22 protein-coding genes are annotated in these 25,569 nt (G+C 61.5%); 10 read left to right on the forward strand and 12 right to left on the reverse strand.

The window, feature by feature from the left end:
• Positions 1–8 precede the first annotated feature (8 nt).
• On the reverse strand, positions 9–1,193 hold the full coding sequence (locus SO180_RS04435; RefSeq protein WP_449377704.1) for an MFS transporter: 1,185 nt from the start codon (positions 1,191–1,193) through the stop codon (positions 9–11).
• 309 nt (positions 1,194–1,502) lie between these two features.
• Between SO180_RS04435 and SO180_RS04440 the strand changes: the two genes are divergently transcribed.
• From SO180_RS04440 to SO180_RS04485, 10 genes are all read left to right on the forward strand, one after another.
• Positions 1,503–2,399, forward strand: coding sequence for a LysR family transcriptional regulator (locus tag SO180_RS04440; protein WP_449377603.1), 897 nt, complete (start codon positions 1,503–1,505; stop codon positions 2,397–2,399).
• Positions 2,400–2,614: 215 nt separating this feature from the next.
• Entirely contained in the window at positions 2,615–3,226 is a 612-nt protein-coding gene (locus SO180_RS04445) for a hypothetical protein (protein WP_449377604.1), read from the forward strand.
• Between the two features lie 67 nt (positions 3,227–3,293).
• Positions 3,294–4,670: a Dyp-type peroxidase gene (locus tag SO180_RS04450; RefSeq protein ID WP_449377605.1), complete on the forward strand. Its 1,377-nt coding sequence runs from the start codon at positions 3,294–3,296 to the stop codon at positions 4,668–4,670.
• Between the two features lie 2 nt (positions 4,671–4,672).
• A complete protein-coding gene (locus tag SO180_RS04455; RefSeq protein WP_449377606.1) occupies positions 4,673–6,160 on the forward strand; it encodes a DUF4331 family protein in 1,488 nt (495 codons plus the stop codon).
• On the forward strand, positions 6,157–7,254 hold the full coding sequence (locus tag SO180_RS04460; RefSeq protein ID WP_449377607.1) for a tetratricopeptide repeat protein: 1,098 nt from the start codon (positions 6,157–6,159) through the stop codon (positions 7,252–7,254). Before SO180_RS04455 ends, SO180_RS04460 begins: the two co-directional genes overlap by 4 nt.
• Positions 7,255–7,273: 19 nt before the next feature.
• Positions 7,274–7,672, forward strand: coding sequence for an EthD family reductase (locus SO180_RS04465; protein WP_449377608.1), 399 nt, complete (start codon positions 7,274–7,276; stop codon positions 7,670–7,672).
• Complete coding sequence (locus SO180_RS04470; protein WP_449377609.1) at positions 7,669–7,851, forward strand: hypothetical protein; 183 nt, start codon at positions 7,669–7,671, stop codon at positions 7,849–7,851. The genes SO180_RS04465 and SO180_RS04470 overlap by 4 nt, the downstream gene beginning before the upstream one ends.
• Positions 7,852–7,878: 27 nt before the next feature.
• Positions 7,879–9,177, forward strand: coding sequence for a c-type cytochrome (locus tag SO180_RS04475; RefSeq protein ID WP_449377610.1), 1,299 nt, complete (start codon positions 7,879–7,881; stop codon positions 9,175–9,177).
• 17 nt (positions 9,178–9,194) lie between these two features.
• Positions 9,195–9,668, forward strand: coding sequence for a (2Fe-2S)-binding protein (locus tag SO180_RS04480; protein ID WP_449377611.1), 474 nt, complete (start codon positions 9,195–9,197; stop codon positions 9,666–9,668).
• On the forward strand, positions 9,661–11,922 hold the full coding sequence (locus SO180_RS04485) for a xanthine dehydrogenase family protein molybdopterin-binding subunit (protein WP_449377612.1): 2,262 nt from the start codon (positions 9,661–9,663) through the stop codon (positions 11,920–11,922). The genes SO180_RS04480 and SO180_RS04485 overlap by 8 nt, the downstream gene beginning before the upstream one ends.
• Positions 11,923–12,410: 488 nt before the next feature.
• On the opposite strand, the gene SO180_RS04490 is transcribed toward SO180_RS04485, so the two are convergent.
• The 11 genes from SO180_RS04490 to SO180_RS04540 form a co-directional block, all read right to left on the reverse strand.
• Positions 12,411–14,144, reverse strand: a complete 1,734-nt coding sequence (locus SO180_RS04490) for a DUF3363 domain-containing protein (protein ID WP_449377613.1) — start codon at positions 14,142–14,144, stop codon at positions 12,411–12,413.
• A gap of 1,271 nt (positions 14,145–15,415) precedes the next feature.
• On the reverse strand, positions 15,416–16,498 hold the full coding sequence (locus SO180_RS04495) for a hypothetical protein (protein WP_449377614.1): 1,083 nt from the start codon (positions 16,496–16,498) through the stop codon (positions 15,416–15,418).
• Positions 16,499–16,886: 388 nt separating this feature from the next.
• Complete coding sequence (locus tag SO180_RS04500) at positions 16,887–17,183, reverse strand: DUF736 domain-containing protein (protein WP_449377615.1); 297 nt, start codon at positions 17,181–17,183, stop codon at positions 16,887–16,889.
• A gap of 1,110 nt (positions 17,184–18,293) precedes the next feature.
• Complete coding sequence (locus SO180_RS04505) at positions 18,294–19,175, reverse strand: division plane positioning ATPase MipZ (RefSeq protein WP_449377616.1); 882 nt, start codon at positions 19,173–19,175, stop codon at positions 18,294–18,296.
• A gap of 630 nt (positions 19,176–19,805) precedes the next feature.
• Complete coding sequence (locus tag SO180_RS04510) at positions 19,806–20,246, reverse strand: hypothetical protein (protein WP_449377617.1); 441 nt, start codon at positions 20,244–20,246, stop codon at positions 19,806–19,808.
• Positions 20,247–20,250: 4 nt separating this feature from the next.
• Positions 20,251–20,493, reverse strand: a complete 243-nt coding sequence (locus tag SO180_RS04515) for a hypothetical protein (RefSeq protein WP_449377618.1) — start codon at positions 20,491–20,493, stop codon at positions 20,251–20,253.
• A gap of 116 nt (positions 20,494–20,609) precedes the next feature.
• A complete protein-coding gene (locus SO180_RS04520) occupies positions 20,610–21,116 on the reverse strand; it encodes a hypothetical protein (protein ID WP_449377619.1) in 507 nt (168 codons plus the stop codon).
• Positions 21,117–22,144: 1,028 nt separating this feature from the next.
• Complete coding sequence (locus tag SO180_RS04525; RefSeq protein WP_449377620.1) at positions 22,145–22,378, reverse strand: DUF6894 family protein; 234 nt, start codon at positions 22,376–22,378, stop codon at positions 22,145–22,147.
• Between the two features lie 118 nt (positions 22,379–22,496).
• Positions 22,497–23,324: an HlyD family secretion protein gene (locus tag SO180_RS04530; protein ID WP_479683991.1), complete on the reverse strand. Its 828-nt coding sequence runs from the start codon at positions 23,322–23,324 to the stop codon at positions 22,497–22,499.
• 228 nt (positions 23,325–23,552) lie between these two features.
• On the reverse strand, positions 23,553–23,756 hold the full coding sequence (locus SO180_RS04535) for a DUF1656 domain-containing protein (RefSeq protein ID WP_449377622.1): 204 nt from the start codon (positions 23,754–23,756) through the stop codon (positions 23,553–23,555).
• Positions 23,756–25,558 carry an FUSC family protein gene (locus SO180_RS04540; RefSeq protein WP_449377623.1) on the reverse strand — a complete coding sequence of 601 codons (1,803 nt, stop codon included), beginning with the start codon at positions 25,556–25,558 and terminating at the stop codon, positions 23,756–23,758. The genes SO180_RS04535 and SO180_RS04540 overlap by 1 nt, the downstream gene beginning before the upstream one ends.
• Positions 25,559–25,569: the final 11 nt, after the last annotated feature.

Genomic DNA, 25,569 nt, shown 5'->3' on the forward strand with positions numbered 1-25,569 from the left:
AAACCTCTTCAGCTGGGTTGCGGCATTGGCTTTCGCCCACCCCGGACGATGATGCCGGCCGCAATTAGATTGATGCCCGCGAACATGAGCAAGGGAGGTCCATAACTTCCCAGGCTATCGCGTAACAGGCCGCAGATTGCCGGCCCGAAGGCCGTGGCGAAGGCGATTGCGGCCGCTATCAGGCCATAGATCGAGCCGAACGAAACAGCCCCGAACTCGCGCCGTGCGATCAACGGGGACAGCGTCGTAAGATTGCCTATCGTGACGCCATACATGGCGCTCGCAAGGAGCAGTGAGAATGCGCTCGTTGCATTGGACATGTAAGCAAGAGCAACGGTCGCGAGCAACATAACACCGGCGGCTGTCAGGCGAAGATCGATCCTGTCGGCAAACCGAGCCAGCGCGACGCGGCCTCCGAACGCTGCCGCGGCAGCAAGTGTTACAGCCGTCGATGCGCCGGCGTCCCCCAAGATCGGGGCCACCATGGGAACGTGATGACTGATGAATGCGATCTGGACCAGCATGGCGAGAGCGAACGCAAGCAACTGGGACTGAAACTGTCGGGTGCGCATTGCGCCATTGCGCGACCATTTGGCCTGCTGTGAAGCAGCCTTTAAGCCGCCGTCCGGAAGCAGGCCGAGCTCCTGCGGAGACCGTTTCAGGACCAGGACCACGACCGGCAACAGGACGATGGTCGAAGCCAATCCGGCGAGGCCGAAGGCTTGTTTGACGCCGAGCAGGGCTATGCCGCCCAACAGCAAGGGCGTGCCGATCATGCCGCCCACACTGGCGCCGAGCAGTGCCATTGAGACCGCGCGCCCCTGATGCAATTCGAACCACGGAGCCAGCGTCGTGCTGATCGTGGTCGTGGAAAGGCACGAGCGGCCGATCCCCATCACGGCGAACAGGCCGAATAGCTGCCAGCTTTCATGGCAGTAGCCGAGGCCCGCGACAGACAGGGCCAAGGCAACCACGCCGGTGGCGAGAACCGGTTTTGCGCCCAGTTCGGCGGTCGCAGTGCCGACGCTCATCAGGCACGCGGCGTTCACGAGATAGGAGAAGGTTACGGCCGTCGAGACTAGACTGATCGAAAAGCCGCGTGTCTCCGACAGGGCATGGATATAGACGCCCATGCCAAACACGCTGAGCGACCAGCTATGACTGCAACCAGTCCACACGCGAGTACGATCCACCAACCATAAAACAGGTGACTTTTCCGCAGGGAGAGCAGGTCCATTTCATGCTGCCGTCGATGGAGTATTGCAAAACAGTGCCGTCGGTCGAGATGCCGAAGCCAGGCCCTCTGACAAACACGCGATTGCCGGCGTTGAAGGCATCACTCTTGCTCGCGACGACTGTGCCTGCCCCCCTTCTGACCGCCGATGCGTGGCAGGCTTTCAGACTCGCACCGCGGAGCGTGTCGGCAAACGATTTAGACCTCCCAAAACGGCTAAGTAGATGGTAGTTTCGGGAAGCACCCTTTCGTTGGTGGAAGGAACGCCATGGATCGATTGGAGGCGATGACCATCCTGCTGGCTGCGGTCGATACCGGGAGTCTCTCTGCCGCCAGCCGCCACCTCCGGATTCCCTTGGCGACGGTCAGTCGTCGGGTTGCGGAGCTGGAAGAGCACTTGCATGTCCGGCTGCTCCACCGGGGTCACCGCAAAGTGGTCTTGACCGACGCGGGGCGCAGCTACGTCGATTCTTGTCGTCGGATCATGGAAGAGATCGCAGAAATCGAGCGCACGGCATCAGGTGAATATCGCGCGCCTCAGGGTGAGCTGATCATCACCGCGCCGGCGGTCTTGGGCCGCACTCATGTTTTGGCTGTTGTCGCGGAATTCCAGCGCGCGTTTCCGGATATCCGGATACGGCTGCAGCTGATGGATCGATACGTGAACTTGGTGGAAGAGCACGTCGATGTCGCCGTTCGCATCGGCGAGCTCGCGGACAGCAGCATGATTGTAACGCGCCTCGGGTTAATTCGCCGCGTGGTGTGTGCAAGCCCAGCCTATTTGAAGGCCCGCGGCGTGCCGAAAAAACCCGCCGATCTGGCATCGCATGACTGCGTGACCTTCGACCCCGCGACCCCCTGGGAGTTTCGCCGAAACGGAGCGACGCAGACGATCGATGTGCCGTCTCGCCTCGCCGTGAATTTGGGTGAGGTGGCGGCTGCTGCAGCAGTGGCCGGAGCCGGAATTTCCCGGGTGTTGTCGTATCTCATCGAGGACTTGCTGAAGTCGGGTTCGCTAGTGTCTCTGCTGGATGCGTATGAGCTGTCACCGAGGCCGGTCAGCATGATCTACCCCGGCCAGCGCCCGGTGCCGCTCAAGCTGCGCGCCTTCCTTGATTTTGCAGTCCCGCGACTGAGGAAGCGATTTGGCTACCCGAGCACTTAGCAGCTCAGCGTCTTCCTCCCAACGAGCCCCACCAGCCTTCTCCAGGCGATCCTTTCCTCCCAACAATGGGAGGATTGTTCTCAACGTAGCCATCTGGCGTCGAAAACACTTGGAAGCCAAGTAGGAACCATCGCTGGCAGAAAGTCCCCCACGATGCTGATGGTAACGCAAACCGCAGCAGCAACCACGCATCCAGCCGAAAGGAGAATGCCGCAATGACAACGAAGACGCTGACCAAATCCGAGGCAAGCGAAGCGGAGAAGAAGATCGAGAAGCTCCGGGAGCTCTACGCTGATGCACCGGAGATCGGCCGTGTGGCTCTCGAGAACCTCATCAAGGGCATGAAAGCCAAGGCCGCCTCGGGAGAGAAAACCTCGACTGCCGGCCGCATCGGATTGCAGAAGGGCAAGATCTCCGAACTGACGACCCTGCTGCCATTGCTGCCGGGTGGCGCGAAGCGCATCCGGGCAGTGCTGGACGCCGGAGGCAACCTCCAAAACGCCGACAACGTGGGCACCTTGCATGACATGCGCTACGTGTTCCTCGACAACGATACGAAGCTCTTGTTTGTCACGACATACGACGGTGATTGGGACCCGTATATCGACGATTTCGCCACGATCATTCCCGACGACCTCGACGTGGTGTTCGCCAACTGTGAAGGCTGGCCGGGCGTCCGTAACCCCGCCGTGAAGGACTTCATCGTCAAGCACCAGATCCCGGCCCACGCCTGGTATGTCGGCAACCCCAATCTCAGCGTCAAAGACACGCGAAGGCTGGAGAGGATCGGTGCGGCGGTCGACGAATTCCTCGACAAAATCGCTTAGCCGACGCTCACCGTTCGCATGGAGTCCGGTCCGCAAATGGACCGGACCCCTTTGAAAGGATGCTCGCATGTTGTCCCTCAACGAATCCGCTGGTGAAACCCTTTCAACGCGCTCGCCAGCGCTCGAAACGAGCGACATACAGGCAACCGTCCTGCGCCCTCGCCCCAAACCATACTCCGGAGAATACGTCATTCTCCGCATCGGCGATGCCGAACAAGGACGCGAGATGCTGCGGCGGATCCTTCCTCACGTCGCGCCCGCGGACGAATGGTGGGTGCCATCTTTGCCCGGCTGGCTCGGCATTGCGTTTACGTTCGAAGGTATCAAGGCGCTGGGCGTGCCGCAGGCGTCGCTCGACAGCTTTCCGATCGAATTCCGACAGGGTATGGCGGCGCGCGCCGCGATCCTGAATGATGTCGGCGCCAATGCGCCGGCCAATTGGGAGTATCCGTTCGGTACACCGGACGCGCACATCGCCCTGGCGATCTACGCCAACAGCGATGATGACCTGCAGAAGGTCCTGGATCTCGCACGCAAGAGCCATCACGACCTCGATCGCATTTCCGTCGTGTACCGTATGCAGTTCGGCGAATTGCCCGAGGGACGCAACCCGTTCGGCTTCAAGGACGGCCTGCACAATCCCCACGTTGAAGGAAGCGGTCCCGCCGGAGCCGGCACTGAAGCATCGGTGAAGGCCGGCGAGTTCGTCATGGGCTATCCCGACGAGCGCGGGGAAATCGCCAACGTCCCGATTCCCCTTGAACTGCGTCGCAACGGCACGTTCGTCGCGATCCGCAAATTCCACATGGATGTGGCCGCGTTTCGTAGCTACCTGCGAGCCCAGGCCTCCTCGCCAGAGGACGAAGAACTGATCGCTGCAAAAATGGTGGGCCGATGGCGCAGCGGCGCCCCCTTGGTGCTGGCGCCGGACCACGACGATCCCGCCCTGGGCGCCGATGGAAATCGGAACAATGATTTCAGCTACGCCGATGACATGAAGGGATTGAAATGTCCCTTCAGCGCGCACATTCGCCGCGTGAATCCTCGCGATGCGCTGAAAGACGACGTTGTCGCCGTCAATCTTCATCACTTCCTGCGCCGCGGCACGAATTACGGACCACCCCTGCCGGAAGGCGTACTCGAGGACGACGGCGCGGAGCGAGGTGGCGTCTTCCTGCTGATCGGCGCGAATCTACATCGGCAGTTCGAATTCCTGCAGTCGCAGTGGATAACCGATGGCAATTTTATCGGCCAAGGAACCGAGCAGGATCCGATCATCGGCAACAACGATGGCGAGGGCATCTTCACCATTCCAAGAGCTCCGGTTCGACGGCGCTTGCACGGCTTGCCGCGATTCGTGTCCGTTCGAGGCGGCGAATATTGCTTCATGCCCGGACTGCGCGCGCTGCGGTGGATCGCAAACCTGGGCCAGAAGGAAGGCTAACGATGTCCGATCACGTCGACGGCCCGCGGCAGATAGGCGACCCTGCAGCCGATCTCACCGACTTTTTTGCGTTCACGAGTCCGGAAAACCCGGAGCGCACGGTTCTTGCCATGTGCGTGTTTCCATACGCTGGCGAAAATGCGATCTTCTCGAACGTCATCGATTACTCAACCTCCGTTCGCCGGGTCACCGTAGCGGGCGTGGGCAACGCCGCAAAGTTTCAGCCTGCGGACAACGATATCCGCTTCAGCTTTCGCTTCGATACACTCAAGCGCGATGCTGTGGGGAACGCGATCCAGCACGGTATTTGCAAACTGCCGGACGGCCGGGAATTGCCGCTCACGGTAAACGACGAGATAGGAACGTCGACACCGGAGGGCGATGCCCGAGCATTCGCGGGACTTCGTTGCGACCCTTTCTACATCGGCTTGGACACCGATACGCTCAAAAAGGTTCCAAATCAGCTGCCGCACAACAACGTGCTCTGCATGGTCGTCGAGTTCGATACGCGCCGTATGCTCGACCCTACCAAGGACTCGTTGTTCGGCGCTATTGCTGAAACCATTCCGCCGCAGCAACGCACGCGGATCGCGCCTCCCATCGCGCGCGTCGACTGGGTCGGTCGTCCCGAGCAGACCAACGTGAGACTCAACAATCCAGCGCTGTCGGGGATCGACGATATCCGCGACCTCTGGAATCAGCAGACGCCGTTCGCGATTCCAGAGGAGCTGCAGCCCATGTTCCTGAAGCGTCTGAAAGACAGCTTCGCCAACTGGGACATGAAGGACGGCAAGACCGATTGGACGCCAGACGCGCTCGCCGCCAACGCAAACGTCTTCCTCGATGATTATCTGCTGTTCGATGTTGCCAAGCCGATCACCGACCAGAGCCATCTCGAGATCGAGAAGAGCACGATCGAGGGGCGCCCCTATCACACGGGAGGCGGCCGCACGGTCGACGCGAACGTCTTCGACATCCTGCTCACCTGGCTTGTCAACCGCGACCGGGAGTTCCTCCAGGGCGGTGCGACCGGGGCGACAAAGCCGGGCATGAAGACGTTTCCGTATTTTGCGGCCCCGAACACGGAGCTGCAAACCGTGAGCGAATCCATCGAGCTTGCGGCTGACCCCGATACGGTATGGTCGCTGGTCGGAAAATTCGGGGGCGAATGGCATCCGACGGTCGCGAGAGTGAGCTTGACCGGCACGGGAACAGGGCAGCTCCGCAAGATTGATACGCTTGACGGCAAGGAGTTCATCGATCGGCTCGACGCGATCGACACCGCGAAGCGGTCCTTTAGCTACACAAATATCGCCGGGATCGCGGCTTCCCGTTGCACCGGCACGCTCGAAGTGACGGCCAAGGACAGCGGCTCCGTCGTGGACTGGCGCATGCAATTTGTGGGAGCCGCCGGCGTAAGGGGGAGATTGTCGCCGTTGCTCAAGACGGGTCTCGAGAGTTTGAAGTCGCGGTTCGGAGCAGCCAAATGAAGGCAATCTTCGAACCTGACCTGCCTTATCCACCCGCCACCGACGGGGAGATCGCCGCGATCAACCTTGAGAGCGCGCGTGACAGCGCATGGGCGCGTTTTGCCCAGCACAGGCATCTCCACGACGCAGCAGAAACGGTTGTGGATAAGGAGCGTCTGGCATCACAATTTCTTGGCGATCTGGACGCGCTCGACCGTTTGGAAGCGCTCGCCTCGGAATTTGCGAGCGTGAACGGTTCGTTCCGCGCAGCGCTGATTGCAGCTGAGGTCGCTTCGACGTTACATCGATTCGGCGATGCACGAGGACACCTCGCGCGTGCGGCGCTGATGGGCGGATCGGGCGACGAAATCGAGCGCCACGCGCTGTCGATCGATCAGGCCTGTGGCGTGAAGCTCGACGCTGTGCTCGAGGCGCGGCGCCGAAGCGCTGCCGCCAGCGGCCGGCTTGAAGATATGGTCCCTCTCGGCGCCCTGCTCGCCGATCTCGAGTGTTTTGCCGAAGCGGACGCCGTCTATCGGCAGGCGATTTCCTCGTACGATGACGTTTCGCCGTTTCCGCTGGCTTGGACCTGCTTTCAGCTCGGCATGCTGTGGGGCGAACTCGTGCCCTCACCAGACCCGACTCTCGCCGCACTCTGGTATCGACGCGCGATTGCTTACCTTCCGGACTATGTGAAGGCGCGCGTGCACCTTGCCGAGATCCATGCGAGTCAAGACCGCAGCGAGGACGCTGAAGCATTGCTTTTGCCGGCGCTTTCGAGCAGCGACCCGGAGGTCAGCTGGCGTCTTGCCGATGTGCTGACTGCGCAAGGCAGGCTCAAAGAAGCCGAGAAACAGCTAGCTACGGCCCGGCTTGGCTTCGATCGGCTTCTTGGAAAGCATCTGCTCGCTTTCGCCGATCATGGCGCGGAGTTCTACGCCGGCAGCGGCGATGATTCCCGGCGCGCGCTCGAGCTGGCGCGCATCAATGTCGCCAACCGTCCGACCCGTCGTGCCCTGAACCAGGCGCATGCAATCGCGAGGATTGCCAATCCGGCCCCGGCGGCAAGTCATTCACACGAACACGAACCGCGCAGCGCGGGAGCTGTCGCATGACAATCTCCAGGAGGACAAGATGATCAAAGTCAGCGTCATCTACCCGAACAAGCCGGGCGTGCGGTTTGATCACGATTACTACCGCACGAAGCACCTGCCGCTCATCAAGAGCAGGATGGGCGCAGCCTTGAAGTACTACACCATCGACAGGGCGCTCACGGATGGAGAGGGAAAGCCTCTCGGCGCCTATGTCGCCATGTGCCATCTGCTGTGCGACTCGCTCGATGCGTACCAGGCATCGTTTGGGCCGCATGCCCAGGAAATCGGGGCGGACGTATCCAACTTCACCGACGTGACGTCGATCCACCAGATCAGCGAGGTGGTGGTCGAGAACTCTGCAATAGAGGCCACCGCGGTGCAGCACTGGATTCCGCCCATCGCCTCATCTCCACAGACGTCCGATCAGGTGTCCCGATGAAGAAAATCACCGCTTTGCTGTCCGCATTCATTACTTCGGCGCAGGCGCATGAATCACTTGTGCCACATGCGCATCCGCATGGATTGAGCCTGTTGCCGGGGACTGATGCCGTCATCTGCGCGCTGCTCGCGCTCGTCTTTGGATTGATTGCCTATTGGCGATTCCGACGCGTTCCCTGAACGGAAACAGGACTTTAGGAGGCCGTCGTGTTCAAAAGGCTGCTCATCGCGATCGTTGCAGTCGGATGTCTCGGGCTTGCGGGTTTTGCCGCGTTGGCGCGGCGGCCGGCTATCGCTCCGGTGGCGGCCCCGGCTGCGGGCAGCTTTCCGCCGGAACTGGTTGCAAGAGGAGAAGCGCTTGCTGGCGGCGGCTACTGCGCGGCGTGTCACACCGCGAAAGGCGGCGAGAGGTTCGCCGGCGGTTATGCGATGGCAACTCCGTTTGGCGTGATCTACTCGACCAATATCACGCCCGATCCGGAAACCGGAATCGGCACCTGGTCCGAGGCTGCCTTCAGACGCGCCGTGCATGAAGGCGTCTCGCGCGACGGCTCGCACCTCCTCCCGGTGTTCTCCTACGACCATTTCACCAAGCTCTCCGACGATGACGTGCGTGCGCTCTACGCTTATTTCATGACGCGAACTCCGGTTCACGCCCCGCGGCGGCCGAACGGCATCCCGTTTCCGTTCAACATCCGCTACCTGCAGGCGGGATGGAAACTGCTGTTCTTCAAGCCGGGCCGTTTTGAGCCGGATCCTCAGAGGAGCGCGGAGTGGAATCGGGGCGCCTATCTCGCGCTTGGCTTGAGCCACTGCGGCGCCTGTCATACTCCGCGCAACCTGCTGGGAGCGGAGAAGTCCGGCAACGCTTACGGTGGCGCAGTGATTGACAACTGGGTTGCGCCGCCGTTGACGGCCGCAAATCCGGCGCCCGCGCCCTGGGCTCACGAAGAGCTCTACGACTACCTGCGCACGGGCACGAGCAAACTGCACGGCACTGCTGCCGGACCGATGGCTCCCGTTGTGCAGGGCCTCGCTGCGCTGCCGGACTCCGACATCCGCGCGCTCGCGACCTATTTTGCCGATCTCGACAAGTCGGCGGACCGGTTGCCGTACGTCTCCGGCGCGGTGAGTCTTGCGATGTCCAGCGCGTCGGCCAAGCAGGGTACGCCATTCGATCCCGACGCGCGGCTCTATACCGCCGCTTGTGCGTCCTGCCACTACAACGCGACCAACGCGCCGCGCGCCGCACGGCCCGATCTTGCCCTTAACAGCGCGGTGCATCTTCCTGACCCGAGCAACCTGATCCAGGTCATTCTGCGGGGCATCGGCTCCGAGCAGGGTATGCCGGGAGTGGTCATGCCTGCTTTCGGCAATGCACTCAGCGATGCCGATATTGCTCGCATCGCCGCTTACCTGCGGCGAACGCGCACCAGCCTTCCGGCCTGGCCGGAACTCGCTGCCAAGGTTGCAGAGGTCCGCCGGCAGAACAGCGCAGCCAATTGATCGATTGGAGAACGAACATGACCTCATTTCACATTAATGGCCGCCCGGTGACGGTCGACGCCGAGGAGGACACGCCGCTGTTGTGGGTGATCCGCGACGAGATCGGTCTCACCGGGACGAAGTTCGGCTGCGGCATCGGCATGTGCGGCGCCTGCACGGTCCACGTCGGTGGCCGCCCCACACGCTCCTGCATAACAGCGCTTGCCAGTGTGGCTGGCGCCAACGTCACCACTATCGAAGGCCTCGATCCCGAGAGCCAGCATCCAGTGCAAAAGGCCTGGGCCGACCTTCAAGTCCCACAATGCGGCTACTGCCAGTCCGGCCAGATCATGCAGGCCGCGTCGCTCATCAAGGACTTTCCCTCCCCGACCGATCTGGACATCGATGCCGCCATGGCCGGGAACCTGTGCCGCTGCATGACTTACGTCCGCATCCGCAACGCGGTCAAACAGGCCGCTGTCCAATCACGGAAGGTTGCCAGCGATGACTGAGCTCAGGAATCAAACTGCACTGTCGCGCCGCGTCTTCTTGATCGGCTTGGCCGGCACGGCCGCCACCTTCGGTTTCGCGCCGGAAAAAGCCATCGCCCAGCAGCCGGCACTATTCGAGCCCACCATCTGGTACAGCGTCGACCGCGATGGAATCGTGACCGTGAACATCATCCGTGCGGAAATGGGCCAGCATGTCGGCACCGCCATCGCGCGCATCCTCGCTGACGAGCTCGAGGTCAAATGGAGCAACGTGCGCATCTCTGCGGTCGACACCGATCCGAAGTGGGGCAGCATGCACACGGGCGGTAGCACGTCGGTGTGGGTCGATTACCCGATCTACAGCCGCGCGGGAGCGGCGGGCCGCATCGCCCTTATCGATGCCGGCGCCAAACTGCTCGGGGCGAGCCCGGCGCAATGCGTCGCGCGCGATGGGGCCGTTCTCACGGCAAATCAATCCATCTCCTACGGCGAGATCGTGAGGCGCGGGGAGTTGATGCGCAAATTCACGTCTGACGAGCTTGCGCAGCTGCCGATCAAGCCGGCGTCGGAGCGGCGGCTCATCGGAAAAAAAGCCGATGCGCTCGACATCCCGACGAAGATCAATGGCACGGCGCGTTACAGCATTGATGCTGTGGTCCCGGGAATGGTCTATGCCCGACCCAAACTTCCCCCGACACGATATGGTTCAGTGGTCCGCAGCGTGGACGACTCGGCCGCGAAGCGGGTCAAGGGATATCTCACGAACCTGGTGCTGGAGGATCCCTCCGAGACGGTGCCTGGTTGGGTGGTCGTGTGTGCGACGTCCTATCCGGCAGCGATCCGTGCCGCCGACCTTGTCAAGGTCGATTGGTCTGCGGGAGAGGCTGAGCGGGTTTCGGAGCAGGACATCTTCGATTACGGCACGACGCAGATCGCCACACCACGCGGAGGGGCGCTTGTCGTCGACGACCCCGAGGTTGACACCGCGTTTCGCGCAGCCGCGTCCATGCTCGAACGAACGTACACGACCAGCAGTGTACTTCATGCCCAGCTTGAGCCAGTGAACGCGCTCGCCCTCGAGAAGGACGGTCGCTTCGAGATCCATACCGGCAGCCAAAATCAGAGCGCTATCCTGCCCGTGCTCGCCCGGGCGCTTCGCCTGCCGCAGGATCGCATTGTCCTGCGCACCTACCTGCTCGGCGGAGCATTCGGGCGCAGGCTCAACACCGACTATGCCGTCCCCGCCGCGCTGGCTGCCCAGACTCTTGGCAAGCCCGTGAAACTGGTGCTCACCCGCCACGACGACATACTGTTCGACTCGTTTCGCTCGCCGTCGATCCAGACACTGCGGCTGGCTTTCGATGGGCGTGGGAAGATCATGGCCATGGAACATCACGCGTCCGCCGGCTGGCCGACCTCAGTCTACGTGCCCCGAGCGGCCATGCCGAAGGCGCCCGATGGAAACCCAATCGATCCATTTGCTATCGACGGCGCAGACCACTGGTACAGTGTGGGCGCGCAGCGCGTGCGTGCTCTCGAGAACGACCTTGCCAACCGTGCATTTCGTCCTGGATATCTGCGTGCGGTGGCGCCCGGCTGGACCAATTGGGCCGTCGAGAGTTTTATGGATGAGGCGGCGCGAACGGCTGGCGCCGACCCCGTCGCGTTCCGCATTGGGCTGTTGGACGGCGCCGGCCGCAACTCCGGATCATCGCCCAACGCAGTAGGCGGGGCGAAGCGCCAGGCAGCAGTCCTCCAGCGAGCTGCGGAAAAGGCTGGCTGGGGCGCTCCCATGCCGATCGGCACAGGGCTTGGCGTCGCCACCACATTCGGTCAGTCCCGTTCTATGCCGACATGGGTGGCTTGCGTCGCGCGGGTTCGTGTCGATCGCGGCAGCGGCGAGGTTTCAGTCGAAAAGCTGACGATTGTCGTCGATGCGGGCACGCTCGTTCATCCAGACGGTGCCCTCGCGCAAGTCGAAGGCAGTGCCCTGTGGGGCCTCAGCATGGCGCTCTATGAGGGAACCGAATTCCAGAAAGGCCGGGTAAAGGACACGAACTTCGACAGCTACACGCCGCTACGCATCGGAGACGTGCCGGAGCTCGACATCGAGTTCATCGAGAGCACCGACACTCCGGTCGGCCTCGGCGAGCCCGGCACGACGGTTGTCGCGCCCGCCATCGGCAATGCCATTTTTGCCGCGACCGGGATACGCTTGCGCCACTTGCCCATCCGGCCGAGCGCCGTACTCGCGGCGCTCGCGTCGCAAAAGTGAGCAATAACAGAGCAGCAAATGACCACCCAAGCCAAGCCCTGCTCCGGCTACTGGGCCGCGTACTACATCAACCGCGATGGTGGCTGGAGCGTCGCATGTGACGCGCTCGGCCGCGTCATCCGGTGCGAGACCCAGAAACTGGCGCTCTCGGTCGCGGGTTATCGCCGTCGTCGCCTCCAGCCGTTGCGAGGGGGAAACCCACGTGCATCCGTCCGAACCCTTGGCGGTTCGGTTAACGCGGCCGGGGCGATTCTGACGCTAGGCCCGGTTTGGGTCCAGACGAGACCTCAGCCGCTTCCTCGGCCAAGTCTGGGCGGAAGATCTGGCTTCAATCCCCCTTACCTGCATTGGCAAGCCTTGCGCCGAGCCGCCGATGGCCTGTTAAGGCCGCCAGCTGCGAAGCGGGGGCACGGCAGGCGCTCGCCTTGACCGGGCGGCGGCGGTCCAGCCCAACTAAAGGGAGCAGGCGCGCCTTCGCCGTGGCTGCATCACAAGCTGAGCCCCCTGGTCCTGCCCAGCGTCCACTCGATGCCACCGTCGTCGCGCATAAGGCCGCCGATATGCTGGCCGATGCGCTTCTCGAGAAGGGGAAGCCAAGGCACGAGTTGAAAGCCGAGCCCGTTGTCGATCATGGCGAAGCGTCCGCTGACGAGGCTGGCGACGCCAGCGAGGCGACCACTGACATACTCGCCAGCGTTTGCTTGCATGTAGGTTAGCCCGCGCTCTCTCGCCATCTGATGGCCAACGCGCTCAACCTCCCGTCGCTCAAGAGCCGCCACCGTGTCTACGGGGACGCGAACGTGGCCATCCTTGGCGGTCGCAAGGCCCATCTCGACAAGTCGCCGAGCCCGACTGCTGATAGCTTTGTTGACCTCTCTGCCAAAACCGCTGTGCCTGATTTCCGAGCGGTCCTCGGCGATAATCTGTCGGTCGAGCCAAGTCGCACCATCGCTGGCAATCTGCCGGTCGAGGCCGATGGCCGAGAGCGTCCGTATTCTCAGCCCGTCGCCGCCCTGGCTGAGGTCGTAAGCCTGCCCACGCTCGACGATGTCCTTCGGGACCTTCCAATTATCGGCATCAATCCGCTCGACAACGCCTGCCCGCCGCAGTGCTTCCAGGCGGCGGACATGGGAACGCACGAATGCCTCGGGGTCCTTACCCTGTCGCTCAAAGCTGTCGCGGACGCGCTCCAGGTGCCGGCTCGGCCGGTAGGTGCCGTTGTGCTCTTCGACATTGCTGGCGATATTGCGGTCGGCAGGTCTTGGACCGGAGACGACTGGGGCCGCTTCGACGATCATGTCCCGCCCTACGTCCTGAATCCGGCTCGGGTCCTTGAACTCCAGGTGATGGACCCGGCCATCGATGCTGTCGACGATCAGGTAGACGCGCTCGCCCATCTCGTCCCCGGCAAGGCCCTTGGCCAACACCCGACCGACGATCTTCTCGCCTGAAGTTTCGCTGTGAACGGCGAATTGGCCAACCCCGCGCTCCTCGGCGCGGCCATTCCTGGTGAGCGCCCGGTGGATCGACTTGATGACCTCATTGCGGTGGTCCAGATCCTTCAGGACTTGCTCCGCGCGGTCTGAGACAACCCACCGTCCTGGCTCAGCCTGAGTGGCAAGACCGTATCGCTCCAGGTGCCTTACCCGGCCGATCATGAGGTTACGGTTCTCGCGGACGAGAAAGGTCGCGCCCTCGCCGGGCCGCAGGTCGATCACGCCCTGCTCCTGCTGCTCGCTCAAGAGCATCTTGTCGAGCCGCGTCACCCGCTCGGCCTCGACCTCGTTCTGTAGCTTCGTCTGAAGCTCGATCTCGCTCTGGTGACCCAATTCCCGGGTCACCAGTTCGCCCGCCCGGTGGCGGACGCCATGGGCGATATAGTCGCCGGCGATATTTAAGATGCGACCGTCATCGAGCACGCCGCGGACGATGATGTGAGTGTGGGGATGGCCGGTGTTGTGATGGTCGACCGCGATCCAGTCGAGGCGAGTGGCCAGATCTAATTCCACCTGCCGCATGAGGTCACGGGTGAAGCCGCGAAGGTCAGCCATTTCGGTTGCATCCTCGGGCGCGACAATGAACCGAAACTGGTGGCGATCTTTCCGGCCGCGCTCCACAAAGGCCATGCCGTCGGCCTCGTTCTCAAACGCGGAATAGGCCTTACCTCGTTCGCCGTCACGCGTGACCCCGTCCCGTTCGAGATAGCGGAGATGGGCGTCCACGGCCCTGCTCATCGTCCCGCGCATCTTCGGAGCTCGCGCACTCGGCCGCTGCGGATTTAGCCGGACCACCCTCGCTTTCACCACCACGCGCCGGGCCCGGAAGCGACCTGCGGAATCTCTCTGCCACCCGCCGTCCGCGCCCTGCCGAGCGAATGAGGCAACGACCTTCGCGCCCCGGCCGCGCGCGTTGAACCGGCCCGACCTTCCTCCTTCCCGGCCGCCGCCCGTTCGCGCTCCCGAGCCTATCCGCCGAGGATCGCCGCCTGCCTTGCGGACCGCGATCTGGACCTGCTTGAGGAACGGCTGCGTCCGAGGATTGATACGTGCTCCACCGTTACTAGGCCGGCCAGGTCTGATCCGGAAATTCTCACTGTCATCGCGTGCCATGACGCGACGATTGACATCGGAAACAGCCGACACAAGAGCTGCCGAACGTCGATCGCATTACATCGCATCAACGCGCACGATAGCAAACGGACAGCGGGACTCCTCTTACGCGCACATTGCGAGCGCCATCGCTTAGAAGATTGAAGTTCATCGAAAAAGTTCGGAGGGCGGCAGCTGCACACGTTGCCGAGCGCCATTTTCGCACCAGGACAACTTCCAAAAACCAATGTGCAGACAAGCCTTTGCGACCGAAGGGAGCCAGCGAACGCCGGTTCGCTTTATCTCGCCGTCAATCCCAGTCCCCGTAACCGTCCGAGTCCTGCCCATCTTTTCGGATATTTCGTTGTCGAGTTCTCTGGTTCTCCCGTTGGACTGGAGAATCTCCGATGGCATCGCATCATTCCTGGGCAAAGCCCAACAACTCGTTCCTGTCGGCGCATGTGGCCTGCTATCGAAGACCATTGGAAGCGGAGCACTACTGCAGGAAATATGATCTCTCGACGACAGGTTTGATGCGGTGTGCGCGCCATTTGCCATCTGCTCAAACGTGCAGAATATCAACGGAATTTGCCCCCGAAAAACGTCGAAGCGGCAGCACTAGAAGCAAACGAAGCGCCAAAGGAGGCCTCGTCTATCGTTACAGCGTGCGCACCGATAACGCTCCGAGTGATCTTCAGGCGTTCTGGGGCACGCATGTGGAGGTGATGAACTTCAGCGGCATGACGCGTGCGGTTCACCGACCGGCAACAGAACGCGTTGGTACAGAAGAGCGAAAGGCTGGGCGATGCCCAGTGACAGTCTGCCAACCCAGGCATTGCTACGAGCCTGCTCTTCCGTTGCAGGCGGGTAACAACCTTGCTTCGAAATTCGGATTCCGACAATGGTTAGCGTGGCCCCACACGCGCTGTGTGTGCGCCGGCTGCAAGCAGGAGCGCCACCGCCATCGGATCGAGCACGGCAACGAGCGCCAAGGTCAGCAACCGGACAGATCGCTCGAGGTCGGTGGCTGGCATGCCAATCAATTCGGCGAGATACCGCACGGGGCCAACGTCGGCTTCTGCACGGCGACGTTCGGCATCGGTCTTGGCTTTCTCGACCCGGAGGTTTGCAAGGGCCTGTGCCTCACGTTGACGAGCGGCGACGATGTCGGCCCGATCGCGGCGCTTCTGGTCGGCAATCGTCATCGCTCCAATGGGACGACCGAGCCGCGTCGATTCCTCGATTGCTGCATCGATCTGGGCAATGCGTCGATCGAGGTCGGCGACGCTCTGAACCTGGATCGCAAAGCGCGCCTCGGTGTCGGCGGTCCTATCCGCAAGCGCCAGATCGATGGTCACCATATGGTCGAGGTGAGCACGCGTGAGGAAGCCGAACACACCGATCGCGTTGAGGCTCATCAAGACACCGATCATGGTGACGAGAATCAGACACAGAAGAGGCGGTGCCGAGCGCCAGTTCTCTGTCAGCCATGCCGCCGCGACCAGCTTTCCAGCCTCCAACGCGGCACCCATGATAATCACGGGCCAGAACGCGCCGGCAAAGATGGCGGTAAGACCATCAATAGAGAAGGCCGCCGATACGCACGCGAGCACCAGCGCAACGATGAACGCGGCGCGCTTGACAGGTGTCATTGAACGTCGCGTGACGGTTGCTTCGGGCACGACGCCTGCAGCTTCTGTAGCAGCCGGTGTGACAGACGCTGTTACGACGATCTCTTCAGCGTTACGCAGGATATGACCAGCTTTCTGCCACGCCCGCAGCCGCCGACCGGCTCGCATTCGGTTCCAGCCCCATTGGCGCCCGAGCTCCGCTGCGCTGGCCGTGACCCGCCCAGCCGGCTGGGAGCGCAGCCAAGTCAGCGCCTCGGTTTCGTCGAACGGGCGGCTTGGGTGGGTTTCAGTCATTAACGAGACGCCGCTCCTCGGAGTATCGGCCGACGCCAGATCTGGGTTTACGATTGGCGGCACTATTGCGATCCCGAGCAGCCAGAAAGCTTACCCTCGGCGCGTTCTGGACTGCAGCAACTAATCCCGTGCCGAACAAAGTTCGCTAGGCTGGTCTCTTTTTTGGACGACTGGCGATCGTGCTCAGGCACGGTGTCACTCGATCGCGAACCTTCTAATCGATGCTGGCAAAGCTAGACTGGTTCCACAGACGCGAGCCATCGTCATCGTGGCCAAGGGTGGCATATGCTAAGCGGCAGCAGAACCGCCGAATTGCACGCCACAGCGCGCTCCCTTCGCGTGGCTGTGCCGATACGGCCATTCTGTAGTCTTGATTGACGCGGCGCGACCACAGCCGTCCAAGTTCGCAACCGCGGCGGCTCGCGCAAGGCGAGCCGCCGCAAGCCGAGGGTCAGCGCGACCAGACCAGCGCGTAGCCGTCATCGATAGCGACGAGGTTGGCATAGATCGGCGCCGGGAAAGAGGGGTCGTCGAGCTTCACTGAGTGATACACGGTGTTGTCCTTCGAAGTCCGCTGCCATGCGGCACCAATTTCGACGTTGCCGGCCATGATGCGCAGGTTCGGAGCTTTGTCGTTGCCCGAAGGGTCGGCCGGAAGGAAGCGCGCCTTGATATTGAGCGAGAGCGTCTTGATGGTGCCGGTGTACGAGCCATCTTCGGCGCGGGTGAAGGTGCCAATTTGAGCCATAGTGATCTCCTGCTGCTATTCTCCAAGTCCGCGACTACCGCGGCCTTGATGGCGATCTTAGAGCACCACAACGACCGGCCCGCAGCCTTGGCCCGCAGCGTTAGCGGAGGATGGCGAGTTGAGCGATCTTGTTGACTCGCGAGGAATGCCGCCGTTTGGCGGCAGGGGAAGAAGATCGAGAACGAGCCATTGCGGGTAAAGGTCGGCGGGCGTAGCGAGCGCATTGTGGCGCGTGATCCGCCAGCAAATAGGGCCGCTGCAGCGCCGACAGAAGCAGCCTCACGGAGGGAATGGACTCCAAGGCACCCGCCACAGCAGCGACCGCTGCACAAATCATCGGCAGTGCGGCCGAGCCACAACGCGATATCGACCTGCAGACCAAATCTGCAGCATCGTTCATTGCGAGCGAGTAAGCAAAAGACGGAACGTTTGTTGCCTGAGGCGCGTACGGCTTACTCAAGCGTACTTTGACGTCTGCTGTGCTCCCGCGAGAGCGGGGAAGCGGACATCGCCTGACTTCGCTTGTGGGCTATTAGCGGTCATTCCAGCTTAGCCAACGGCCGTGCGATCGCGATCGCTCCTCATGCCCTGTGTGACCGAGGTGAAGTGTGCCTCAGATCCGACCAAAGCGCGCGATAGCTTTCGATGGCATGTGCAAGGAAAATGCCAGCGCTCGCTAAACCCAAAACTGCTGCAACCGAATCGATCATCACAAACGTTCCATTGTGCTCACGTGGGTCAACCTCTTTTGCCTCGCTAATAGTAGTCGACGCTCGGCCACAGGCCAATTGCACGTGCGGGTCGTCGCCTTAGACGTTGGTGCGATTGGCGACAACCAAAGTCCAGGGATCACGGTGGCCGATGCGTCTGCGCTGGACGCTGGCGAAACTGCGCAACCCCGGTGACCCGTTTTCGTGCGACGAGCCACGCCACCAGATTTGCGAGAGCGCGTTTCTTCCCGTCACGCGTGGGGAGGCAAGCGATGAATCAGCCCAGACTATCCGCGGCCTTTGGCGGCGTTCCTGCGGACTCTGAGGGGCGCGCTGGGAGCGAAACTTGACCTTGGCTTCAGTTGGCGGTCTCGCCCACGACAACACCGTGCCAGCGTCGTCAGGCGTCAAGGATATAGTGCACCTCAAGCGGCTTGTCGATCTGGCTGAACCAATGGGACCGGTTCGCCGCGCGACGCCGGCCGCGTTCGTCGAGCGGCAGCTTGAGCTGACGCAACAGATTCGTCACCTCCATCCGCGCCGCGGCAATGCCGGGATTCAGGCGATCGCCGAACGTTGCGTCATCGAGATCATCAAGCGCGGTCAATCCCTGCGAAAAACGCTCGCGATACGCCGCGCGCTCTACGAAGCCGTCGATTGTGCGAAAACCTAGCTGGGACGACAATTCGCTCAAGCCCTCAGCGACGAGATGCTTGTTGCGTGATCCCAACATCGAGAGACGGTTGCGTACCACGATCCAGTCGGTTGTGGCACCGTCAAGCTTGCGGCGGTTGCGTCTTGCATCCCGCACCAGCTCTGCATAATGGCTCATGGCGGTCACGGCGAAGGTTGCGGGATCCACCGTGCCAAGCACGTCAAGGTCGAGGAAACTGTCGTTGATGGGCGTGACCAGCGTGTCGGCCATCGAATGAGCGAGCCGCATCAGATAGCTGTCGGTCCCCGGGGTGTCGATCACGATGAAATCGAAGATCCGCTCAACCCCGTGGGTCGCATCCGCGAACCGCTGGAACTCGGCATTTTCATTATCACCGATCTGCATAGTTTCGCCGAGCTTGATGCAACAATGTACCGGCAACTCCAGATCGATGCCCGTCCGCCGCGACCACGCGCTGCGGTTATTGACGTAGCGGGTAAAGCTCTGCTGCCGGCAATCGAGGTCAATGGTGGAGACGCGCTGGCCTGCCTTCAGCAGGGCGATTGCAATATGCAACGCCGCGGTGGATTTACCAGAACCGCCCTTCTCGTTGCCCAGCACCACCACATGAGGCGATTACCCTTGACTAGCCGGCACTAGCATGCGTTCCGTTTCCCGAGTCTATCCTTTGGACACGTCCTGTATCTTGATGCAGTTTGAGCGCATCGTTCTATTGCACAGGCGTATTGGCAAATAAGCTTTAGTAGCGCTGCGCTAAGCCATCCCCATCGCGCGCACCAAAAGGGAAGCCAATGCCAAGTTTCGTTCCGATAAACAGAAAGACCGGCGGGCGCTACGCCGCCGACCTTGTCCTGCAACTGCCGGCTCGCGGGCCGGTTCCGTTGCTTTCCGCTCTGCATCCATAGGTACGGTCAGGCGTTTGCACTTTTTTATTTGAGGCTAGAGGTTTTGGCCTAACAGTTGGCGGTCCCTAAATCACCGACTCGCTGCGGCTCGACGCAGCAGTGCACGACCACCCATCTGACCTTGCGTCTAATCTGCAATCGCGTGGCCACCAGCCACGACGACCGGCGCGACCACCAGCGTCTCGCCGGGCTTGTCAAACATGCCGTGCGGCAACTGGGCAATCGTCGTTTCGTCAGCCGTAACTGGCTCGGCCGAGCGCGGTCGCAGCGGAAGTCGTCAATGCCAAGCCAACCATTGCGGTCATCCTCAGCATTCGTCCGCATCCTTCCATCATTTGATCAGGATGGGCGATTCCACCCTCACCTCGTCGGCATCCGAAATCGAAATATCCAGCCAAAGCATCCATTTCCCCGCCGACAGCGAGGCAACCTTTACTTGCCAGCCATCCTCGCCGCCGCGAGATGCCACTATCGTCGGTAGTTTTCGTCCGGTCTCGGTATGCGACAGCGTGACAGAGACGCCTTTAGCCCTGAGTGGTGCTTCGTCCACGGTCTCAAGTTGGATCACGATGTCGACCGGGCCCGAGCGGCCCGGCGACACAGTGACGTTGGCCATCACCTTTTCGGTGTGAAGGTGAGTGAAGAAGCTGTCATCATCCGGCGCAGCCGCCGTTGCGTCTGACAGAAGACAGATCGCAGCCGCCACCCACAATGCAAGGACGAACTTCTCGAGCCCTAATCGTCCAAGCGACGCAAGAAATGGACTTTTCATGACCTCACATTTTCATCTTGGAATGGTCCATCTTCTGCATCTTCATGCCGTCGCTCCCTTGGACACGTCCTATATCTTGATGCAGTTTGAGCGCACGTTCTATTGCACGGGCGTATTGGCGGATCAGCTTTAGTAGCGCTGCGCTAAGCCATTCCCATCGCGCGCACCAAAAGGGAAGCCAACGCCAAGTTTCGTTCCCATCAGGAGAAAGGCCGGCGGGCGCTACGCCGCCGACCTTGTCCTGCAACTGCCGGCTCGCGGGCCAGTTCCGTTGCTTTTCGTTCGACATCCATAGGTACAGTCAGGCGTTTGAACTTTTTATCTGGGGACAGAGGTTTGGCCTAACAGTTGGCAGTCCCTAAATCACCGGCTCGCTGCGCCTCGTCTGCTGCGACGTCCGCGGGCGCTGTCGTCGTAAGACTGGTCGGCATTAGCATCGTCGCCGTAGTAAGGCTGGCCGCCATAGGTGTAGCCGCCGCCATAGTAAGACTGGCCGCCATCGTCGTAGCCGCCGTAGAGAGGCGCAGCGCGATAGGCGTAGCCGCGGTAGAAGGACTCGCCGCCATGGTCGTAGCCGCCGTGGTAGGGCGAGCCGCCAAAGCGGTGGCCGCCGAAGCTACCGTCGAGGTGGCCGAGGCCGTAGCCGCCGCCGGGGCGAGCGAAGGCGAAGCCGCCGCCGGGGTGGGCGAGACCGAAACCGGGACCGGGGTGGACGAGACCCAAACCACCAAAGTGGCCGAGGCCGAAGCCGGGGTGAACGAGTCCGAAACCACCAAGGGGGATGAGCCCGAAAGCGGATGCTGAGGTCGACAACGACGTGCTGCCGACGGCGAGAACAGCGGCTGCGACAACGATCATGGTTCTGCGCATTCCAAACCTCCTATGCGGACACGTGCTGTATCCGTCACGATTTCTGAGGAGCTATCTTGATGCCGTTTGAGTGCATGATGCTATTGGACGGGCGTATCAGCGAATAAGCTTTGGTAAGGTTTCGCTAAGCCACCCCATCGCACACAAAAGGGAAGCCAACGCCAAGTTTCCTTGCCAGCCTTCGGCGATGGTTGCGCCAACTCTGTCGTCAGTTTCGCACGGCGCTCCAATAGCCCGAGCAACGCGCGCTCCCCGAATAGCCGCTCCACGTTCCGCGACCTGAGTTGCTCGAGAGCCGGCCTGAGCCGGACGCGAATTTGTCCTGAACAGTCACGGAAGCGCGAACGGCACCCGAGCGAGCTACATAGCCCCTAAACCTCACCAGATTCGGATGCGTGACGACACCGTTGCTGATGTTGACCGAGAAATTGTAGGTCGGATTGCACGCGCCCCTTTGCGTCACGAAGACAAGGTCCCAGGACCCATCGTATGCAGGGCGGGCTTGCGCGCCGGAAGTAAATGCGAACAGGCAACTCGCGGTTACCGCGTAGGTGAGAAGCTGCTTCATCATCTGCTCCGAAGTTGTGGTCGTTGATTTTCCCCGATCCAAAGATTTTCCGTGCCCATCCGATCCAAACACCAGGGGTGGGGGCGGCCGGTCCTCGGGAGGGAAGGACCGGCCGCAGGCAGCCACGGCGAAGGGACTGGGCGCCGGGGCCAAGCAATTGCAATCTGCCCTGCCTCCGCTAAGCAAATTGGTAAGCGACAAGAAGCGTCAGCGCGAGTGAAGCAATCCGAACCTCGGCAAATCGTAGCGAATCCGCATGCAAGGGCATGATGCGCGGTTTTGTTCTCCTCTCGCAATCGATGGCAGGCATTCTGTGGGCTGCCAATGTGGCGTCCGCCGATCAAGGTCCGTGCTTTCCTCGATCTTGCCGCGCTGAGGCTGAAGACGTCTTCGCCGAGGCTGCTGTCTAGTTGGGACAAGCGCCGTTTTGCCCAATGGATCGCCGGGAGTATGGCGATCTTCAATGAGGTTTGCCGAGCACGAAGGTGAACGGCACTACAAAGAGCTCATCGCCCTCGTCGTCGATGACATGCAGGACCCAGTCACGCCAATCTTCGAGGCTAAGCTCCTTGGTGAAGGACTGCACGACCCGGGTCACGTGATCGCGCGCCTCAGCAAGATCGTTTACCGCGACCTCGAGCGGATCGACGAAAACCTTTTTCGTATTGGAGCAGAGAAAATATACTTGGGTCATGTTCGGCCTTGTTAGAACAGGGCGGCGAGTGGCCGCGAGATCTCAGTGTTGCTCGTTTCCTCGTCGGTGCGGCACGAAAGTCGAAGAGGTGATGCCTGCCTAGCATCTCGCTGGCGGTTCATGACAGGCTGGGAATGCAGCCTGGCCGCGCCGAAGCTCTACCGATTAATCCGAAGAAGCTCGTCTCGAGTTCGGCGCGAACTCTTTGCAAGAGCGTTCCGTTCTGGCCGTCCCGGATCGTGACAGTTGCGGTCAAACCCGACACCAGCGGCACGCCGAGCGGCACATGATCGATCGCGATGCGGATCGGCACACGTTGTGCCAGGCGTACCCAGGTGTACACGGGATCGACGTTCGGCAATCCCTGCGTGGATGCGGCTGCGTTGGATACGCTGACACCGCGGGTGACTGTTGCGATGTGACCAATGATCGGCTCCGAGTAGCCCATCAGCTTTGCCTCGGCGCGGTCGTTCACGCACAAGCGGGCCAGCTTCGTCTCCTCGAAATAGCCGTCGACCCAATAGCTGTCCGTGTCGATGACGGAGACATTGGCGGCACCCTGGTGCGCGTAATCCCCTGCTCGCAGCAGAAGGTTGGTGACAATTCCGTTCACCGGACTGCGCACCTCGGTGCGCTGCAGGTTGGTCGCCGCTAACCGCACCTGCTGCTCAGCCGAATCGACCGCGGCCTTGGCCTGCAGCGCATTTCCTTCGTAGACCTGTTTCTCTTCGGTGCTGCTCGCCAGATCCGACAGGCGTCGCCGGCGTTCGGACTGCAATTCCTTGACGCTCAGGTCCGCCATCCTTTGCTGTAACGCCGCCTTGTTCGCGCGCAGCGCGACGTCGAAATCGAAGCGATCGATGACGTACAAGACGTCGCCCTTATGGACGAATTGATTGTCGGCGATCCGCAACTCGGTGATCTTGCCGGAGATCTCCGGCGCCACGCTTACGACCTGAACCCGCAATCGTCCATCTCGTGTCCATGGTCCGGCGTTATACTGATCCCAGGTCACGAGAGCGACCAGCACCGCAACGACTGCGATCGCGGCTGTGGCTATCTTGCGGAGCACAAGCCGCACGGTTCGCAAGGCGCCGCTTCGCCGCCCCGACCTGGTTTTTGCCCATGGCGAAGCAACTTTGCTATGAACGGTCGCATCCATGGCGTCCCTCCTCTAGAACAACAGAATCAACAGACAGAGAATCGTCACATACAGGCTCAGCTCTGCGAGCGCAGCGTGGCTGAATAGCTTCGCGAAGCCGGCGACGTGCAGAAGCGGCCGAAGCACAACGATGACGACAAGCGCCGTCGCCAAATAGGTTACGAGCGGCGCGAGCAGGACGCCCCCGACGACCAGCTCCGGAAAGGTGTGTGCCATCAGGCTGCCTCCCGATCGAAATCGACCCTGCGGCCCCGATCGAGGACGTTGCTCGTCAGCACAAGGCATGCCGCAACATCCGCTTCGATGGAGTCCTTCTGCGGCGTCTGTTCACGCAACCTACTTGCGACGGTGCGCAGGGTGGTTGTATCTTGCATGGCGATTGCCTCGCGCGCTTCGTCCGCGAGTGCCGCGTCGGCGAGCAATATCAGCTTCGTTTCGCAAAGCCGGAGCATCGTCGATTGGTCGAAACAAGACAGCATTTCCGCGAGGGCCTGACTGTCCTGCTCTCCTCCGGCGGAAAGAAATTGCTCCAGTCGCGAGGCGTCACGGAACGTCGCTTCCTCCGGAGCCTCTCCATTCGGATTGGCCCGTTCCTGCAGCTCGCCGCGAGCCTCAGCGAGCAGCCATATCCTGCGCTTTTCATCGGAGACCGGTGGAATCAGAATCTGTGCCGCAAGCAAGACCGATGCCGCAGCGGCGATGAAGACACAGGTAAATAGGAAGGCCTGCGGATTGTAAGGCTGCGGATTGCTCGGTGCCAGCATGAGCAGAATGAACGGCAGATTGACGCGACCAAGCGATGACAAGAGGAGGTTTTGGGAGGTCATGAGGAGTGCCGCGCCGACGATGAAAGGCGCTAGACCGATGGCCAGAACAGGAAACGCGTCGGCACCATTGAGGATGACGAACTCGAGTATGCCGGCAAGCACAGCTGCGATCGGCGCACCAACAAGCGCAATCGCCGTGAAAGCGCGTGGATTCGGGGTTGTGGCTCCCAATGCGGCAATGAGCGCCACGAAAGACAGCGAAACGCTCGTCGCGGGCCACCCAGACCAGACGTAAGCTATCGAGGCGATCGCGAACCATGCGGCGGTGCGGACGCCAGCTTCGGCCGCAGTTCGATAAGATCGATGCAAGGGTGCCCGCCAGAGCCGCAGCGGCCATCTCGCCGACCTCAGGGCGACGAGATCCTGGCGAGCTTCGTCATCCCGGCGCAGAAATTCTCTGGTTGCCCATTCCGAAGCTTCGGTCTCGGGATCGCGCTTGAACCGCGCTGCCTGCAATTCGGCGACCAGCGCGACCGCAGCGCTACGTCCTGCGGCGCTTCTGACTGAACCGCTGCTCGACTCAGGCGCCATGCTCGCGATCTCAGGCCGGAGCGCCACAATGTCCCGTAGCAGCGTCAGGAATGTCGTCGCGTTGCCTGCTTCGCTGAAGGCGGCGCCTGCATACTGGCGAATGCGGCGATGAATCGCTGCAAGTCGTGCGACCAGCCGAGATTGATCGTCGGGTGCAAGTATCAGCGTATTGACCAATGCAGTTGCAAGAATGCCGATCGCGATCGCAGCGCCACGCGCCATGCCGGATTCAAACACGTGGTACGGGGTGTCGATCTGCTGTGTCGCAATAAATCCTACGGTGTAGCCGGACAGCACGGCCGCATAGGCCCGATAGCCGTCCAAAAGCTTCGCCGCAAAGACGCAAACGCCGAGCCACACCGCAAACGCCGCGAGGATGAGATCCCTCGTCTGCGAGAACAGACCGGTGATGGCGATCGACGCTGTCACGCCTACGACCGTGGCGAGCAACCGAAAACCCGCCTTGTCCAGCGCCTGACCGCGGGTTGGTTCGGCAAGAACCACAATCGTCAGAGCCGCCGTCGTCGGCGATTCAAGTTGGAGCCAAAAACTCACGAACAAGGCCAGGACTATAGCCAGCCAAACGCGAATGGCGAAGCTCCAGGAACTGACGGGAATGTTTGCCACACTGAATGTCCGTTCCCACGTCGTCGCAATCATGACCGCTCCTC

The organism is Bradyrhizobium sp. UFLA05-112 (assembly GCF_053572325.1).